12 protein-coding genes are annotated in these 17449 nt (G+C 69.1%); 3 read left to right on the forward strand and 9 right to left on the reverse strand.

The features are described from left to right. The first annotated feature begins 217 nt into the window (after positions 1 to 217). Positions 218 to 4105: a S8 family serine peptidase gene (locus E0H73_RS12975; RefSeq protein WP_131354289.1), complete on the forward strand. Its 3888-nt coding sequence runs from the start codon at positions 218 to 220 to the stop codon at positions 4103 to 4105. 56 nt (positions 4106 to 4161) lie between these two features. Here the strand turns inward: E0H73_RS12975 and E0H73_RS12980 are convergent, their stop codons facing one another. From E0H73_RS12980 to E0H73_RS12990, 3 genes are all read right to left on the reverse strand, one after another. Beyond that, positions 4162 to 4695, reverse strand: coding sequence for a hypothetical protein (locus E0H73_RS12980; RefSeq protein WP_131354291.1), 534 nt, complete (start codon positions 4693 to 4695; stop codon positions 4162 to 4164). 138 nt (positions 4696 to 4833) lie between these two features. After that, positions 4834 to 6831: an NAD-dependent DNA ligase LigA gene (gene ligA / locus E0H73_RS12985; RefSeq protein ID WP_131354293.1), complete on the reverse strand. Its 1998-nt coding sequence runs from the start codon at positions 6829 to 6831 to the stop codon at positions 4834 to 4836. A gap of 39 nt (positions 6832 to 6870) precedes the next feature. Then, entirely contained in the window at positions 6871 to 7779 is a 909-nt protein-coding gene (locus tag E0H73_RS12990) for an NADP-dependent oxidoreductase (protein ID WP_131354295.1), read from the reverse strand. 176 nt (positions 7780 to 7955) lie between these two features. On the opposite strand from E0H73_RS12990, the gene E0H73_RS12995 reads away from it, so the two are divergent. After that, positions 7956 to 8540 carry an HD domain-containing protein gene (locus E0H73_RS12995; protein ID WP_131354297.1) on the forward strand — a complete coding sequence of 195 codons (585 nt, stop codon included), beginning with the start codon at positions 7956 to 7958 and terminating at the stop codon, positions 8538 to 8540. Here the strand turns inward: E0H73_RS12995 and E0H73_RS13000 are convergent. From E0H73_RS13000 to E0H73_RS13020, 5 genes are all read right to left on the reverse strand, one after another. Continuing rightward, positions 8534 to 10225: a SulP family inorganic anion transporter gene (locus tag E0H73_RS13000; protein WP_131354299.1), complete on the reverse strand. Its 1692-nt coding sequence runs from the start codon at positions 10223 to 10225 to the stop codon at positions 8534 to 8536. The two genes, E0H73_RS12995 and E0H73_RS13000, sit on opposite strands and share 7 nt — an antisense overlap. 150 nt (positions 10226 to 10375) lie before the next feature. Then, positions 10376 to 10642, reverse strand: a complete 267-nt coding sequence (locus E0H73_RS13005; RefSeq protein WP_131354301.1) for a hypothetical protein — start codon at positions 10640 to 10642, stop codon at positions 10376 to 10378. 103 nt (positions 10643 to 10745) lie between these two features. Next, the gene (locus E0H73_RS13010; RefSeq protein WP_165555625.1) at positions 10746 to 12050 is read right to left on the reverse strand and encodes a cation:proton antiporter domain-containing protein; all 1305 of its coding nucleotides are present in this window, start codon (positions 12048 to 12050) and stop codon (positions 10746 to 10748) included. After that, positions 12047 to 13294, reverse strand: coding sequence for a DUF2254 family protein (locus E0H73_RS13015; RefSeq protein WP_165555627.1), 1248 nt, complete (start codon positions 13292 to 13294; stop codon positions 12047 to 12049). Before E0H73_RS13015 ends, E0H73_RS13010 begins: the two co-directional genes overlap by 4 nt. A gap of 1 nt (position 13295) precedes the next feature. Further along, positions 13296 to 15860, reverse strand: a complete 2565-nt coding sequence (locus E0H73_RS13020) for a winged helix-turn-helix domain-containing protein (RefSeq protein WP_131354307.1) — start codon at positions 15858 to 15860, stop codon at positions 13296 to 13298. Between the two features lie 338 nt (positions 15861 to 16198). Between E0H73_RS13020 and E0H73_RS13025 the strand changes: the two genes are divergently transcribed. Continuing rightward, positions 16199 to 16918 (forward strand): hypothetical protein, encoded by a 720-nt coding sequence (locus tag E0H73_RS13025; RefSeq protein WP_131354309.1) that lies wholly within the window; start codon positions 16199 to 16201, stop codon positions 16916 to 16918. A gap of 33 nt (positions 16919 to 16951) precedes the next feature. Here the strand turns inward: E0H73_RS13025 and E0H73_RS13030 are convergent, their stop codons facing one another. Beyond that, the gene (locus E0H73_RS13030) at positions 16952 to 17434 is read right to left on the reverse strand and encodes a DUF7144 family membrane protein (protein ID WP_131354311.1); all 483 of its coding nucleotides are present in this window, start codon (positions 17432 to 17434) and stop codon (positions 16952 to 16954) included. Positions 17435 to 17449: the final 15 nt, after the last annotated feature.

Genomic DNA, 17449 nt, shown 5'->3' on the forward strand with positions numbered 1-17449 from the left:
GAGCCTACGCGCGAACCCGGCCCGGACACGAGCAAATTCGTGATCAAAACCGACGATCTCCGAGTGTCAGTCGGCGACTACGGACAGTGCATGGACGTCTGGCCGCGGTGGCGGGGAATTGCCACTGGCGGGTTTCGGTCAATTGGTGTGGTGGGTCGCCGTGGGTGGTGCGTAATTGTCCAGCACTCCTCCTACCGCCACGGAGAAAGGGGCCGTCGTGCCCTCCGCCCTTCCGCACCGTCGTCTGCTCGTCTGCCTCCTGACCGCTGTGACCTTGGCCGGTTCGCTTGTCGCCGGACCAGCCGCGGCTGCACCGCCAGGAGCCGCCGCGGCACCGCCAGGAACCGGTCCGTCCCGGCAGGTGTCGATGCCGGACGGCGGTCACATCGCCCTCGGCCCCGACGGCGCAGCTATCCGCACCGATGCTCACGGCAACGTTCTCGCCCGTACGACGATCCTGGTCCCGGATGGTACGTCGGCAGTCGGCGGCGACTGGGCTCCCACGGACGAGACCGTGCGCGCCACCTTCGCACAGCAGACCGCGCCACCCGGGAAGCGTGTCTCGGCGATGTCCACCGGCCCGAAGCCCGTGCCGGCGGACGCGGTCAGCGCAGCTCGCAAGGCGACCCCGAAGGCAGCCAAGACGCCGGCATCGGCCCTGCCGACGAACTACGGCCTGACCTCTTCCGCGCAGAGCTTCCTCAACGCCGGCGGCACGAACGCGATCGGCGCCTTCAGCACGCTGCAGGAGCGGTTCGGCCAACTGCCCGGCGCCGGCCAGATCATCACGAACGTCTCGATCGGCGATCTCACCGACCAGGCGATGGCCGACGCGGGCGACAACTACGTCCGTTCCCACGGCCCGACCACGATCGTCCGCGACGGACAGCGGTACCTGGACCTGCCGGCGATGCCGCTGATTCCGACGTACACCGCAGGCCCGGACGGCAAGCTGGACCCGGTCGGCTCGACCGAGGGGCAGGATGCCCAACTCGGTGAGGTGCTGCTCGACTTCGGGGTAATGGCGCCGCTGCCGCATGACAAGCAGCGCTCGGAGGCGACCGGCGACGGTCTGACCGATCTGCTCGGCATCGCGCCGGGTGCGCAGTACCGGCTCGTCGTCCCGAAGGAGCCGACGTTCGACCAGATCGCCGTGGCGTTGCTGGCCGCGGCCCGCCAGACGCCACGGCCGGACGTGATCACGGCGAGCCTCGGCTTCGGCACCGACACCCAGGGCTTCCCGGGCCGGTACCTCGAGGACGACCCGGTCATCCGGAACGTGGTCAGCACGATCGTGCACCAGTACCACATCGTGGTGACCATCTCGTCGAACGACGGCACCCGGCTCTACACGCCGACCGCGGTCGGTCCGGACGGCGGCAGCACGCCCACCGATCTGGTCTCGCACCACGAGGCCGCGACCGACATCGACGACGTCGCGCAGTCCACCACCCCGACGCGAGTCCCGGACAGCGGTGCGATCGCCGTTGGCGGCACCACCCTCGACGACATCGCTTCGGAGCCGTCGTCGCACAACCCGACCTTCGCGGCCACGCGCACCAACGGCGGCACGACGTTCTCGTCCGGCTTCGGCACGCGTCTCAACGTGTCCGCACCCAGTGACGGCATCCTGGTGTACGAGCACACCGGCGGGGGGAACGCGCAGGACGTCACGCCTGTGTTGAACGGCGGTACGTCGGCGTCCGCTCCGATGGTCGCCGCGGCCGCTGCCGTCGTACTGCAGGCTTCAGAACTGACCGGACACCGGCTCAGCCCGACGGATGTCCGAGCCGTGCTGGAGCGCACCGGTCGAGCGGTCGCAAGCCCGCCGCAGATGGACCGGAAGGTCTCCGTCGGACCGCAGGTCGACGTCACCGCCGCAGTCAATGATGTGTTGGGCGGTCACCAGGGACAGCCTCGGATCGCGCGGCTGTCGGTGGCCCACCGCGTCGTCACCGGCGGCCTCGGTACCTCGTTCCTCGAGTCCAGCGACCCGGACCGGATCGACCTGCAGACCGGCGGCACCGGCGAAGGTCTTGTCGGACCGGTCACCATCGGCGCCGACATCGTTGGCCCGACCACCGGCAACACCGACTACGTGCTGACCGTCAACGACCGCGAGTTCCACTCGTCCGTACCGGCGGTCCGGCTGACGCCGACCGAGTTGCTCGGCGCCGCGGGTCTGCCCGTCGTGTCCGACCAGAACCGCAACGTCGGCGTGACGTTCGAAGTACGCAACGGCAAGCACGTGGTCGCGTCGGCGGCCAAGACGCTCACGGTCGGGCCGACGGACGGGACGTACGCCGAGGCGCTGGCACCCATCGCGCCGCCGACTGTCCGCGCGGGCAACGCGGTCACGGTCCACTACGACGTGACCGGCGTACGGAACCTGTCCAACCCGCAGCTCGTGGTGTCCACGCTCGGGCACTGGAATCCGCTCACGGCACCACTGTTCGGCACCGGGTTCGTTGCTCCGCTCAACGATATGAGTGGCGACGTCGTGATCCCGGCAAGCGCGTTCGTCGGCGGGGGTGGCGTCTACGGCATCGGGATCGTCCAGCGGTCCGTCACGGGCTCGGCCGGCTCACCGACGTACGGCGAGTTCACGGCGATCCGGGTCGACGGCGGTACGGCCGCCCACCGGCCGCCGGCGCCGACCCTCGGTACGCAGGCCGACCACACGCTGGAGATCCGGCGCGCCGAGCCGCGCTTCTCGCTCCGGTACGACGTCCGCTCGATCCCTGGCGCGACCGGAGCGGCGGTCGAGTTCTCCGCTCCCGCGCCGACGCTCTACAACGCGCTCAACACGTTCACCAACGCCAATGGTGACTCGCGCGACCAGAACGGAGTCAACGCGGGATCCGTTGCGTATCAACGCCTTCCGGCCCGCTCGGGTGTCGCGTCTCTGAATGCGGTCGAGCTCGGCCTCGGCGGCTCGGTGGCTTACAACGTCCGGGTCTTCGGGACCGATCGATCCGGCCGGATCCTCGGCCAGGCGTCGGCGTCCTCGCTGCTGACGGTCGACGACGGCCTCGCGCCGGGCGACGGGAGAGTGACCAGCTTCGCGGCGCAGCCCGGAGGCACGTCGTACGCCGCGCTCCGGACGCCCGGCGGGGGAGAGTCGGTGCTGGAGTACGACGCCGCAGCCGGCACCTTCGGAGACACGATCACGACTGATCCGTCGCCGGACGGTGGCTACCAGGTCCTCGGCGCGGATCCGCAGGCGCATCGCGTCGTACTCCTGCACTTCTCGCCGACCGGCTCGGCGCTGGAGACCTACGACACCACCACCAGGAAGGTTGTCGCCACGGCGTCGGCCGATGGCTACACCGTTCGGGGCGGACGCGTCGACGGAGTCCGGCATCGCGCAGCGATCCTTGCCCTGCGCATCGAAGATGGTGCTGATGTCGTTCTTCCGCTCGCCCTCGCGACCGGCACGCTGGCGCCGGCGATCGCGGCTGATCCGCCGGGTGCGGTGCGGGGTGGGTTCAAGATGATCGAGCTCGACCGGCAAACCGGGACGGTGTACCTGTCCCGGACCAGCAGCAGCCTGATCTGCATCGGCGGCGGGGTCGGCTCGGCGGTGAGCCTCGACCTCGACACGAGCGCTCTGCGGCTGTCGGACTCGGGCAGCGTCTGCGCCAACGGCCTCGCGCTGGACGAGGGTGCAGACCGGCTCTACCAGTTGTCGTACCGCTCGGTCAGCCTGAACATCGTCGGGACGACCAGCATGAGCGTGCTGGCCGGCGACACGATGACCACCGCCGCGCCGACGATCCCGGTCCGGCAGCAGCAGGCGGCGTACCTCGCGATCGACAGTGTGCACCACCTCGGACTGGTTGCCTTCCGCACTCCGCCGGTGCTGTCACAGTTCGGCCGCGTCGGGGGTGTCGTCACCGACAGCAACGCAACCAGCCAGTTCGCGGTCATCGACCTGGCCACTGGTCAGCAGGTCTCGGTGGTGTCCGGCCTGAACTTCGTCAGCAGTCCGTTCGGGGGCGAGTACAACTCGCAGACCGAACGTGCGGTTCAGCTGGATCCGAGCACCCGCACCGGGTGGGTGCCGTCCGTCGATGGCCGGCAGTTGCAACAGTTCCGCTACTGACCCACCGCTCAGCCCGGCCGGAGGGGTGGCCGGGCTGAGCGGCATTGGGGGAGGGGTCAGTTGTCGTCTTCGTAGGCCACGGTCAGGTGGCTGTCGGAGCGGCGTACTCGCACTGCGCTCAGGACGCCGAGCAGAACGATCACCACGCCGACCATCTCCGCGGCCTCCTCGACCGCCATCGCCAGATGCCGCCACAGGTATCGGGCGCCGGCCTCGGTCCACTTGGCGCCGCGTTCGTGCAGCGAGACAACCTCATCGATGGACAGCAGCGCGAACACCACGGCCAGCACCATCCAGGGTCGCTTGGCCAGACCGGTGCGAGTCTCGGCCCCGGCCAGTCGGGCAACGGCGACGGCCACCAGGCAGCAAGTCACCAACAGCGCCGACGTCCACCAACTCGCCAGCGAGCGTTCCTGTGCGGCATTCAGCAGGCTCAGCACATCCGCCGGTCCGCCGCCGCCCGGACGCAGGAGGATCCGCACCGTGACCGCCACGAGGTGCAGCGTCATGATCGCCGCACAGATCGTGAACAGCACCCGCCCGACCGCGTAGCGGGCATCCACCCGAGCAACCACTGGAGCAGTGATCACGTCATGGGGCTTCGATAGCTGCATGGTGGTCCGCACGGTCTTCCGTCTCTGCCGATGGTGATCGGAAGCTAGCAACGGAAGTACGCGCCGAACCTTAAGCGAGCATTAGAGCTCTCTCACTGACGTCGTCTCTCGGGGTCAGCGGTTGAGGAGGTCGGCGGCTTGGAGTTGTTGCCAGATCTCGGATTGGTCGACGACGGTGACGCCGAGTTTTTCGGCCTTGGTGAGCTTGGCGGCGCCGACGTCGGCGCCGGTGATGAGGAAGTCGGTGCTGGCCGAGACCGAGGAGGCGATGGTGGCGCCGGCCTTCTCGCAGAGTCGCTGGAAGGCCGGGCGGGCGACCTTCTCGCCGGAGCGCGGGTCGCTGATGGAACCGGTGACGACCACTGTCTTGCCCGCCAGCGGCGCGCCGGCTGCGACGACCGGTGGGAGATCCTCTTCGCGTACGTCGAGCGAGACGCCGGCCGCGCGGAGCCGCTCGAGCTCGGGTCGCAACCGGATGAGGTGCTCGCTCAGCGAGGCAGCGACCTTCGGACCGATGTCGTCGACGGCGACCAGCCCGTCGACGCCTGCGTCGGCAACTTCTTCCAGGGAAGCGAATCCGGCGCGGCACAGCCTGGCCGCCGTGCCTTCGGACGCCATCGGGATCGCGAGGCCGATCATGGCCCGGCGCAAGCCGACCTGGCGGCTGGCGTCGATCGACTCGATCATGCGAGCGGCCGAGATGTCGCCGATGCGGTCGAACTCCAGCAGCCGCTCAGCGGTCAGCTGGTAGAAGTCCGACGGGTGTTCGAGGATCCCGGCCTCGGCCAGTCGCTCGATCCAGACCCCGCCGATGGCGTCAATGTCGGCGGCCGCGCGGGACGCCCAGTGGATCAACCGCCGTACCGTCTGGGCGGGGCAAGCGACGTTGGTGCAGAACAGCTCGCGGCTGTTGCCCTGCTCGATCAGGGGCTGCTCACACGACGGGCACACGGACGGCGGCACGATATCCCGCTCCGCGCCGGTGCGCTTGGACTCGTCGAGTACGCCGGCGACGAACGGGATCACGTCACCGGCACGGCGCACCAGGACCGTGTCGCCGATCTTGATGCCGCGGGCGCGGATGACTTCCTGGTTGGCCAGCGTCGCGCGGGTGACCGTCGTACCGCCGACGAAGACGGGCTCCAGCCAGGCGACCGGCGCGATCTTACCGGTCTTGCCGACGTCCCAGACCACGTCAGCCAGCACGGTGGTCTTCTCCTCGGCGGCGAACTTGTATGCCAGAGCGCCACGGGGCGAGCTCGAACGGGTGCCGGCCGCGGCGAAGGCGTCGCGATCGGCCAACCGCAGTACGGCGCCGTCCAGGTCGTAGTCGAGCTCGTTGCGTTGCTCCTCGATCGTGGCGATCACCGCCTGCGCGGCAGGTGCGTCGTCGCAGTGCCGCATGTCGGCGACGGTGAATCCCATCGTCTGCAGTGCGCTCTCGAGATCGGCATCGGCGTCGTTGGAGTCGCTGAGCAGGTCGAAGGCGAGGAACTGCAGGCGTCGTTCGGCGACGGTGGCCGGGTCCTTGGCGCGGAGAGTGCCGGCGGCGGCGTTTCTCGGATTGATCAGGGGTTTGTCGGGGTGGGCGGTGTTGTAGGCGGTGAAGGTCGAGCGCAACATGACCGCCTCACCGCGGACCTCCGTGCGGTCCTGTACGTCGAGCCGGTCCGGGACGCCGTCCGCGAGAGCCCGCACGAGCGGAGTCACGTCGTCGCCGGTCGTCCCGTCGCCGCGGGTGATCGCTCGCGCCAGGCGCCCGTTCTCATAGACGAGGGCCAGGGACAGGCCGTCCAGCTTCGGCATGACCACCACCGACTGGCCGGGGAAGCGGCTGAAGAAGGCCTCGACCTGTTCGGGCCGGGTCGCCTTCTCCAGCGAGAGCATCGGCCGCGAGTGCCGGATCGGCGCGTGCAGGATCGCGGGCGCACCCACCTGGTCCAGCGGGTTCGGGTCGGGCGCCAGCTCCGGGTTGGCGTCGATCAGTGTCCGCAGCTCGTCCTCGATCGCGTCGTACTCCGCGTCGGCCACCGACGGCGATCCGCGGTAGTAGGCGTCCCGCAGTACGACGATCTGATCGGCAAGTTCCTGAATACGCTCCCCAACGTCCACGGGCAGGACATTACCGGCGCGCTCCGACAAACCGTCGGATCAGTCCGTGGTCACCTGGATGATCGTTCGGCCGCGTTCGGTGAAGGCCTTGGGAGCGTCGGCCAGAGGACGGACGGCGCTGACGAGGGGGACGAGCCGGCCCTCATGGAGGCGGGTGGCCAGTTGGGCCAGCTGTTCGCGGTGGGGCTCGACGACGAAGAAGATGGCCCGGCCGTCCTGCGGATGGATGCTGGGTGGATCGGCGATGGTGACGAGGGTGCCGCCGGGGCGCAGCAGCGCGGTGGAGCGGTCGCGGATGTCGCCGCCGATCACATCCAGTACGACGTCGACCGCGCCGGTGTCCTCGAGGCGTTCGCCATCGAGGTCGAGGAAGGCGTGAACGCCGAGATCGGAGGCCATGGTCTGGTCGGAGTGGCGGCCGGTGCCGATGATGTGGGCACCTGCATCGCGGGCCAGCTGTGCCGCGACGGAGCCGACGGCGCCACCGACTCCGTGAATGAGGACGGTTTGGCCGGCTTTCAGCTGGGCGTGGTCGAACAGCGCCTGCCAAGCCGTCAGACCGGAGATCGGGAGAGCAGCCGCGGTGACGTGGTCGACGTTTGTGGGGAGCGGCGCCAGATTGCGGGCCTCCACGGCGGTGTACTCCGCGAGGGTGCCGTTGCGGCTCCAGTCAGTCAGTCCGAAGACCCGCTGGCCGACCGTCAGCCCGGTGGTGCCGTAGCCGAGTTCGGCGACGACACCCGACAGTTCGTGGCCGGGGACCGTTGGCGTGCGGTCGTGACCGGCGCGGTCGGTCCACGTCCCTGGCCAGTCCAGCTCGCCACGGGTGAAGCCGGCGGCGTGCACCTGCACGATGACGTCGTTCTCCGCAGCGTGCGGATGGGGGAGATCGGTCAGGGTCAGTCCGCCGACGCCGGCCGCGCGGTCCTGGGCTGTGATGGCACGCATGACGATCCTTGCGGTAGTCGTTGTGATGGTCCGACATCGACCGTACGCGCTCTCGGTCTGCCATCGGTGGGCCATTTGACGGCGTAGGTGATGGGCCGTTTCTGCGGTGGATGGCCCATGAGCGTGGTGCCGGAGTGGACCAGTGGTGCGGGCCTCTCCCGCCGTACCGTCGAAGCATGATCATTCCTGATACGGCCGCGTCATCGGCGGCTTTGGAGGTCGCCTCCGCGTATCTGTCACCAGCCATGCTGAGCCATTCGCACCGCGTCTACGTGTGGGCCGCTACGTACGGCACCCAGCAGGGCATCGAGTACGACGCTGAGTTGTTGTTCGCGGCCGCGATGTTCCACGACATCAGCCTTGGCCCGGAGTTCGACAGCCACACCGTCTCCTTCGAGGAGGCCAGCGGCCACGTCGCCTGGGTGTTCGCCGCGGGCGCCGGTTGGCCGAGCGAACGCCGCGACCGCCTCGCCGAAGTCATCGTCAGGCACATGTGGCCCGACGTCGACCCGGCCGACGACCCCGAAGGCCACCTGATGTCGCGCGCCGCAGCCGTGGACATCGTCGGAAAGAACATCGACGACTTCACTCCCGCCTTCCGCGCCGAAGTACTCCAGCAATACCCCCGCCTCGACCTCACCCCCGAGTTCCTCACCTGCTTCCAGGCCCAAGCCGCCCGAAAGCCCACCAGCTCCGCCGCCCGCGCCATCCAGTCCGGCCTCACCACCAGAATCGCCGGCAACCCTCTCGATGCTCACTGATCGGGGGTGTTGGTGCGGTGGGCAACTGACCAGGTTTCGGCTTCGTGGAGGGCCTTTTCGGTGGATTCGCCGACCAGTTCGCTGGCCTCGAAGACGGTGACCGGGCCGGACACGTCGACGCGGTCGGTACGGCGTAGCAGTTCGGCCAGGCCATGGTCAACGCCGCTGAGGTAGAGGCGGCCGCCTACGGTGTGCAGGGCGGCGGCGTAGTCGGCCAGGACCTTGACGAACGTCGCGCCGACGGACGTCCGGCCACGGAGCCGGAGTATGACGGCGGGTGCTTCGGAGCCGGCCGGATCGGGCAACTTGGCGCCGAGGGTGCGTGATCCGGCGTACAGCAGGCTGCCGTACACGTCGAGCACGATCGTCTGATGGCTCGGCAGCTGCTTGGGGGCCGGGTGCTCGGTCCACCGGCCTTCGCCGGCGGGCTTCAGTTCGACGACCTTGAGATCCATCGCCTCCTGGTTGAGTTGCAGCAGCAGCGACAAGGTGACGCCGAGCCCGACGGCGGCGGCGATCGGGAGGAACAGGGTCGCGAGGAACGTCGAGACGATCGCGATCTGTGAGGTCGGGCCGGTGCGCATGATCGTCTTCAGCTCACCCAGCCGGAGCGAACCGATGGCCGCGAAGATGAGTACGGCGGCCAGCGTCGGCATCGCGACGACTCCGACCACGCCGGAGAAGGCCGCGAGGATCACCAGCATCCACAGACCTGCACAGATCGGAGCCCATCGGGTGCGGCCGCCGACGGCCTGGTTCAGAGCGGTCTGGCCGACCGAACCGCCGACCGGTTGACCGCGGAAGAAGCCGGCCGCGAGATTGCCCACGCCCTGGGCGATGAAGTCCTGGTTCGCGTTCGAGACGGTTCCGTCCCGGTTGGGTGCGGCCTCGGCGACCCCACTGCCCTGGACGAGGACGATGGCCGCGACCGCCAGCGCACCGGTCACCAGCGAGAACGACAGCAGGCTGAGGTTCGGCAGGTCCGGCACCGGAATACCGGGCGGAATCTCCCCGACATCCTCCACCCGTGCCACCGAATCGGCACCGGCGAGGATCACCACCGCGGTCGGCACGACCAGCGCGACCAATGCGCCGACCGGAGCCAGCCGGGTCCGGGACAGGCCGGCCAGGATGCCGAGCGCCGCCAGGCCCGTCAGCAGGGACGGGATGTCGATCCGCGACGGATGGATCACGACGTCGACCGCCTTGGCCAGCGCGAATCCGCCACTGGCCTCCGCGCCGGTCAGGGCGGAGATCTGGCCGCAGAAGATGTTGACCGAGATCCCGGTCAGGAAGCCGATCATGACGGAGTACGACACGAACCGCGTGTACCGCCCGAGCTTCGCGATCCCCGCCAGGATCATCGCCACACCGGCAATGAGCGTCAACAGGATCAAGGCATCCGGCCGGTCCGCGGGGTCCACCCCCGACAATGCCGACCCGGCCGCCAACGCTGCCGCCGTGGTCGTGGTGATCACCATCAGCCGCGTGCTCGACGCCAGCCCTCCTGCGACCGGACCGGCGAAACACGCATACAGGCCGTGGATCGGGTTCACGCCGACGAGTACCGCGGCTGCCATCCCGTCCGGCACACTGCTGATCGCGCCCGGCAACCCGGCGACCACATCGGCGCGCACGTTCGGCCGCTCCGACCGCAGCCAACGGCGTACGGGATGTGCGCCCACGTCGGGTCGCCTCCTTCAGACGAGCCTAATCCAGACGAGCCTTGTCCGGACGAGCCTTGTCCAGAAGGGGGCCTCATCCTGTCCCGGCGCTGTCGAGCCTAGGGACCGGCGACCGCCGCGACCTCATCCCGGCCGGACGATCCGGGGGTGCTATTCCGCTGTGCCGCTTCGTTCCGGAGAGAAGTCGCCGGACTGAGGCGGTTCGTCGCGTGCGACTGCCGTGCGCAGTACCTCGGCGGCCAATGCGTCCACCGAGCAGTCAAGATACTCGGCCAGCACGATCAGCAGCATGCCTGCCTCGGCCAGCTCGATCTGGTGATACTCGGCCAGTATGCCGGTGGCCTGCTCTCTGAGCGCGGCCGTCTCGGGGTCGTCGCTCCGCGGCCGATCAGTTCCGTCGCCGGGCGGGAAGCCCATGTTTTCAGACTTTCTGCTTCGCAAGCGGCATGCTGGTAACCGGATTCCAGCAGGCCGACTATAACCCGCCACAGGCGCACCCGACACCCGGCCCGTGTCGTAGTCACGGCTGGTCGCTGCGAAGGGCGTCGGGGCTGCGGAGACCTCTCGTCGTACGGCGTGATCGGGGTCCGCCGCGCTGGTCCTCGTCGGCCTGCTCGAGGTGCACATAGCGGCGTCCGAGCGGACCGGCCGTGACACCGTGGAGTACGACGCTCAGGAACACAGTCAGCGCAACGACCGCGACGACCCGCTCGACCACGGGGACCTCGCCGAGCTGCTCGACTGCCAGCAACGCGAACACGACCGATGCGAGGCCGCGCGGCCCGAACCATCCCACGAACCCAACGGTCCTGCGGTCCAGACCCGCGCCCAGCAGGGACAGGGCGACCGGAACGATCCGGACCACAGTCAGACTCAGTACGGCGTACGCCAGAAGCGTGAGGTCGAAGTTGTGAAGGGCGATCGGCACCAGCGCGGCTCCGAAGGCGAACCAGACGGCGAAGGCCAGCACCTCACCGAGCAACTCCGGTAGTTCGACGGCGGTGTCCGCGTCGATCGTCTGCTCGTCGAGCGTTGCTCTGAAGGCGATGCCGGCCACGAACGCCGCGATGAATCCGTTGCCGTCGAACGTGACGGCGAGGGCGAAGCTGCTGAGTGCGGCCGCTAGCGTTCCCAGCCGCCGCGCGCCTGTCGTCATCCAGTGCCGCCGTGAGCCGACCGTCAAGAGCCAGGCACCCACTGTCCCGACCGCAAGGCCGGCGATGAGACCGACGGCGAGTTCGAGCAGCGCGCCACCGCCGTGGTCGGCGGCGCCGTCGTGGCTTTCGATCCCGAGTTGGCCGGCGGCGATTGCGAGCGTGAACGTGACGACGGGTGTGACGATGCCGTCGTTGAGTCCACTTTCCACGTTGAGCGCACGACGCAGGCGCACGGGGATGAGGCGATCGTTGATCACCTGGGCGCTGAGAGCAGCGTCGGTCGGAGCGAGCGTGGCGCCGACGAAGCCCGCGAGTGCCCAGGTGAAATCGTCGAAGAACCAGGCGGCCAGGAGAGCGCCCAGAATCACGGACAGCGGAAGGCCGAGCGCCAGCAGGCGGCCGGGCAGGCGAATGTCTTCTTTCAGCCGTGAGACGTTGACTCTGGCCGCATCGGCGAACAACAGGAGTGCCAGCGTCAGCTCCGCGAGCAGATGGACGGACGGGGCCTCGACGTCGACGGAGAGCGGGCCCCAGTCAGGGTTCCCCAATGCATAGCCGGCGACCGCGAACACCAGCGGACCGGTGATGTTCAAGCGGGCCAGGAGATCCGAGACCACTGCCCACCCGAGGACGAGAAGCGCGAGGGCCGCGAACGTGCCCTCTGTCACCGCCCCGCCTCCGTCGAGAGGGGTTCGTATCGGCACGCCGCGAGCAGTGCGCAGACTCGAGAAGCGAGCTGGAGGAGAGCTGCGTGCCGCGGCGCCGGGGACGTCTCGACGAGATTGGTCAGCATAACCTGGATGCGCTCGAGAACCATCGGGATACCTGTTGCGACAGGCAACAGATCCTCGACCGCGGTCCGCAGATAGTCCTCCCAGGTCGGCAGCACCAGCCGGACTCGCGGTACGCCGTCGCCGTCGGCGATGTCGCCCACCCAGAGATTGCGACCTGCCAACACGCGCAACAAGCCCTCTGTCGCGTCAAGAGAGTCGACCGCCGTGGCCGGGTCGTTGACGGCCGGGGAGAGTGCGCGCAGTGCGATGTCGGCCAACAGCCGGATCGCCAGCATCGGGTCCTGATCGAAGGACCGTTCTGCACCACGGACAACAGCCGCACGCACCACCTCGTCGGAGAGCTCGCCGTGGTGGATGTCAGCCAGCGGCGAGCCTTCCTGGAGAGCGCTGCCGACGCCGACCCTGAAGACCACCAGCGCGTCGGCCTGCGCGGCAGCTTGCACCAAGCGGCGCAGGTCGAGTTGCTGGAGTACGGCCGGCGGCCCGGTCCAGGTGACGATCCGGAGCGGGGCTGACGGAGCCGGGGTGACGGGCACGCCGGCAGGTACCGAGAACGCGCTCGGGTACAGGTCGTCGATCACGGCGCGGCCCCGGGCGGCCAATGCCGCGAGCACCCGGCTCAGCTGCATCGACCGGAAGGCTCGGATCTGCAGTGCCCAGATCAGTCCCAAGGCGGTCAGCGTCGCGACGGTGGCGGTGATCGGCACCAGCAGCGACACCCGGTCGGCACTGCCGCCGGCCGTCCCCGCCGTGATGCAGAAGACGAATCCTCCGAGGGTGACGGCGAAGGTCCGCCAGACCAGCGGGTCGTCACGGAAGATGCTCAGTCGAGGCGAGAAGGTGCTGGCCGACCACTGCACCACGCTGAACAGCAGTGAGAAGACGATGGTGACCACGCCGACCACTCCGAGCCCGAGAGTGAACAGCAGTTGGGCCGCCTTGCCACCCTCGACGGTCGGGCCTTCGGTCACCCGAGGCAGCGCGAGTCCCAGTGCGAGTCCGATCCCCACGAACAGCAGCTCCAAGAGGCCGGCACGAAGCCGGCGCTGGGCCCGCAGCAGCCGCACCGGCGGAAGCCGGAACGCCCCGGGGACGCGGGCGTCGACCGGATGGCTCACCTCAGGCCTCGGGGCGTGGGGGGAGCAGACCCAGCTCCCATGCTCGCCGTACGGCCTCGTTGCGCCGGGAGGCACTCAGCTTGCGCAGGATGCTCCGAACGTGACTGCGGACTGTGTTGACCGAGACGTACATGATGCTGGCGATCTCTTCGGTGGTCAGCAGCTCGGCGAGGTATTCCAGCACCTCGTGCTCCTTGCTGCTCAAAGTGATGGTGACGACGAGTTCGTACTGGCTCCGGCTCGATCGATCCGCCGTACCGTCATGTCCTGGTCCCGGCGCGCGGAGCCAGGCGTGACGCCGCATCAGTTCGCCGGTCGGCTGAAGCAATTTGCGCAGTGGTCGCGGCGCGTCCGAGAACGGACGGCGGAGGTGCTCGGGTGCGGCCAGTCGCAAGGCGCGCTCCACGTGGAGGTCGCTCCGGCCGGACTCGCCGGTTCTGATCGACTCCGCGGCTCGAACCAGCCAGCTGTCGATCTGCGTCTCGAGGGAGGTTGCGCGCTGCGCGACCGGAGACGGCAGCGCAGGACCCTGCACACCGGCCTCGGTAGCCGCCCGTTGCAGGACCAGGATCGATTCGACCTGGTTGCGGCCGGGGGAATGCTCGATCACCGCGATGGCGTCATGTGGCCGGTGCTGAGCCACCAGAATCTTCGCCTCGTCCACGACCAGGAACTGGCCGAGCCAGTCGTCGGCGCCGGCGCGATAGCTGTTGCCGGCCGCCCTCAGCTCGGCACGGGCCAGGTCGGCATCTCCTCCGGCTCGCAGCACTCTCGCCCGGACCAGAGCCGCGAACGCCCCGAGAACCCGGACATCGAACGTCGGTACGGCGGCCCCGGCGCGATGCACCAGGTCCCGGGCTGCCGTGAGCCCACCCTGGTCGGCGCTCACCCAGGCTCGGGCCACGATCGCCGACTGTGGCTCATCCAGGCGAGCCCCGGACTCCGCCGGCGCGGTGGCTTGTGCAGCGAGCTCGCCGGCCCGCCGCAGATGGCCCCACACCGCCTCCACCAGCGCGGCCATCCCGAAGGCCTCCGCCAGCGCCTCGGGCAGACCGGCCTCGTCGGCAATGGCGATCGCCTCGGCGAAGGCCTCCGCGGCGCCAGGGAAGTCTCCCCGCTGCAGGAGGACCCGGCCTTTGCATCCGGCAACGAGTAGCCTCAGCTCCGGATGCGAGGCCCTCGATCCCACCGACGCAGCGAGGCCCGCTTCGGCGGCGAGTACGGCGTCCAGCGCCGTCGTGACATCGGCCTGAAGACTTGCACAGATCGCGTGCAGCACGGTGATCGCCAGCTCGTGAGCGGGGGTCCGAGGTGGGACACCCTGGTCCAGGCTGCAGCGAGCCTTGCTCAGTTCCGCCGTACACAGGTCGACATCGAACTCCGCGAGTGCTCGAGCGGACCGCACCACCGCGGCATCCGCTCCCTCGAGGTCGTCGGGAAGGTCAGCGACCAACCCTTTCAGCAACTGCCGTTGGCGCCCGACCAGGAGCTGCGCGAAGTCGAAGTCCTCCACCAGATACCGTGCCGCATCGCCCCACTGCCCGGCTGTGATGGCGTGGCGGACCGCCGTCAGCCGCTGCCCGTTCTGTGCGAACCAGTCGGCGGCCGTGCGGTGAAGCTCGGGAACCAGAGCCGGTCGCTCGAACAACAGTTCGGCCCGGAGGAACTCGCGGAACAGTGACTGGTAGCTGTAGCAGTCGTCGGTCCCGGGAACCGGCTGGGTGAACGCGTTCCCGTGGGACAGGAACTCCAGCGACCGGCGGTCACAGAAGCGACCCGTCAGCGCCTCGGCCAGCTCAGGCCAGAGCTGGTCGACGATGCAGGTCCGGAGCAGGAAGTCCCGCAGCGCGGCAGGCTGCGTCTGCAGTACCTCGGTCATCAGGAACGCCGCCACGTTCCCCACATCGCCCCGGAACTCCCGGATGGCCTGTGCGGTGTCGGCCTTCCCGGCCAGATTCATCGCCGCGAACGTCAGGCCCGCCGGCCAGCCGTCCGTTCGTGCCCAGAGTTCTGCCACTTCGGCGGGCGTCAGCTCGACATTCTCGTGCCGCATCAGGCCGGCGGCCTCCTCGACCGTGAAGGCCAGGTCGGCGGCGCGAATCTCCGTCACGGTGTTCGCCAGCCGGTAGCGATGCAGCGGCAGCGGCGGATCCGCGCGGGTCAGCAGGATGATTCGTACGCTTGCATTACCGCGGATGAGGCGATCGACGCTGTCCCAGAGCTCCGGCGTGAGGGTGAGGTCGCCGCAGTCGACCACCAGGACCAGTGCGGGCTCCTCGGCGAGAGCGGAACCCCTCAGGTGGAGGCCGTCGAGTGCGGACTGCAGCGAAGCCATGGACTGCTCGCCGGCGGCGTCCACAGTGATGTGCCTGACCGGGCCGGCCCAGGTGCCGAGTGCCTCCCACGAGAACAGCAGAATCGTCTTCCCGAAGCCTGCCGGTGCACTGACAAGCGTCAGCGGGCCCTGTACTCCTTGGCTCACCAGGTCCAGCAGACGCTGGCGCACCACCGTGCGCCAGGGGATCGCCGACGGTCCCGGCCGGGACGTCTGCTCCTGGTTGTGCATCGGGACCAAGCGACGTCCGCGCCCGTCCCCTGCCTGCTGACCGCCCGGCATGTCCCCTCCCGGCGATTGACCCCACGAGTGGTCGACGGGACGGTGCGCGGTGGTTTCACCGCAGATTTCGAGACGGCATGACACCGACAATCGTCGACCCTGCCCATGCTGCCCCAGGACCGGCGGCAGTAGCTCACCCCGCAGGGGTGAGGCGGGCCCACACGTCCCACCGCCGGACTCGTTTCACCCTGGAAGGAGGAGGCGAGGACCTGTCGGGCCGGTGCATGCTGACGCTGAGCTCGATGGCGGAAGAACGCGATCGAGAACCGGGGCAAAGGACTGAGAACGTGAGCGAGCTGAGGCGGTCATCCGGCGCCGATCTACCCGATCCCGGCACATCCCGCAGCACAAGCCGAACGATCCGCTCGTGGTGTCTCTACCTGGCCACCACAATCGGGCTCGTCTGCGCGATCGCCACGTGGGGTCTGGTCGGGGTCGTCATCAGTGTGGTCGTTGTCGCGATGGCAACAGCCGTCGTCGCCTCGTCCATGTGGGGAGGGGACGGACGGGTCGCGGTGGCCAGGGTCGTCCGGGTCACGCTCGGCGCCGGGCTGATGACGCCGGCCGCCGTGGGCCTGATCGCGGTCGCCAAGGTCGCCGGCGTACTGGTCGTGGTGATCCTGGCACTGACGACGCCGGCCCTCACCTCGCTCGTCCAGGCGCGACGGAAGGCCAAGGGGGATCGTCCCGTCGTACGGCCGGAGCCGACGACACCTCGCGACTCCGTGACGCCGCTCGCCGACGGTCCTGCGGCCATCACCCCGGCGCCGGAGCTCAGTTCTCTCGGCGACGAGGCGTTGTGCTTGGCCTGGCGCCGGAGCTTCCGCCTGCTGGAGACCGCCCCGACGGCCGCCGAGCGCCTGTCCGTCGTCGAGAAGCGTCAGCAGTACCTCGACGAGCTCCACCGGCGCTCTCCGGAGGGACTCGCGGCCTGGCTCGCCTCCGGCGCACGAGCCTCCGGCAACCCGCTTCCGTACGTCGACGATGCGCGGCGCCGAGCCAGCTGAGTCAAGGACTCAGCTGGGGCGCCGCGCCGTCCCTCAGGCCATCGGGGGGATTCGCTGCTTGGTGGCTGAGAGCTGGATCTCTTCCTGCTCGTTCCAGTCCACGCCGCCCTGCCCGCCGATCCGCTCGCGGACGTCGGACCACCGGACGGTGAGTGCGAACAGTACGACGGTGTCCAGCGCGATCATCAGCAGCGACCAGACGGGGTACGCACTGAGCCAGGCGATCTGCGTCACCGCGTGCAGGCACACGAGCACGATGGCCGCGAACCTGGCCCACGTCTGCGCCGCGAGCAGGCCGGCGGCCACGCCCAGCATCAGCAGCCCGGAGATGAGCAGCACCCAGCCGTAGCCGGTCGTGTCCACGACGATGAGGTTGTTCCGCGTCATGGCCAGCCGCTCGTCGTTGAACAGGGCGATGAAGCCCTGGAAGACGTTGACCATTCCGATCACCACGAGCAGCGAGCCGGCGAACACGACGATGCCGGCCAGCACGCCCCCGCCTCTTTTCTCAGCCATCTCGGTCTCCTCTGG

The sequence above is a fragment of the Kribbella pittospori genome (assembly GCF_004331465.1).
Lineage (GTDB): Bacteria > Actinomycetota > Actinomycetes > Propionibacteriales > Kribbellaceae > Kribbella > Kribbella pittospori.

Bases quoted from the DNA above. Each gene is read 5' to 3' on its own strand.
- E0H73_RS13030 (WP_131354311.1), bottom strand. From the start codon at position 17,434: ATGGCTGAGAAAAGAGGCGGGGGCGTGCTGGCCGGCATCGTCGTGTTC.
- E0H73_RS13020 (WP_131354307.1), bottom strand. From the start codon at position 15,860: ATGCACAACCAGGAGCAGACGTCCCGGCCGGGACCGTCGGCGATCCCC.
- E0H73_RS13005 (WP_131354301.1), bottom strand. From the start codon at position 10,642: ATGGGCTTCCCGCCCGGCGACGGAACTGATCGGCCGCGGAGCGACGAC.
- E0H73_RS12995 (WP_131354297.1), top strand. From the start codon at position 7,956: ATGATCATTCCTGATACGGCCGCGTCATCGGCGGCTTTGGAGGTCGCC.
- E0H73_RS12990 (WP_131354295.1), bottom strand. From the start codon at position 7,779: ATGCGTGCCATCACAGCCCAGGACCGCGCGGCCGGCGTCGGCGGACTG.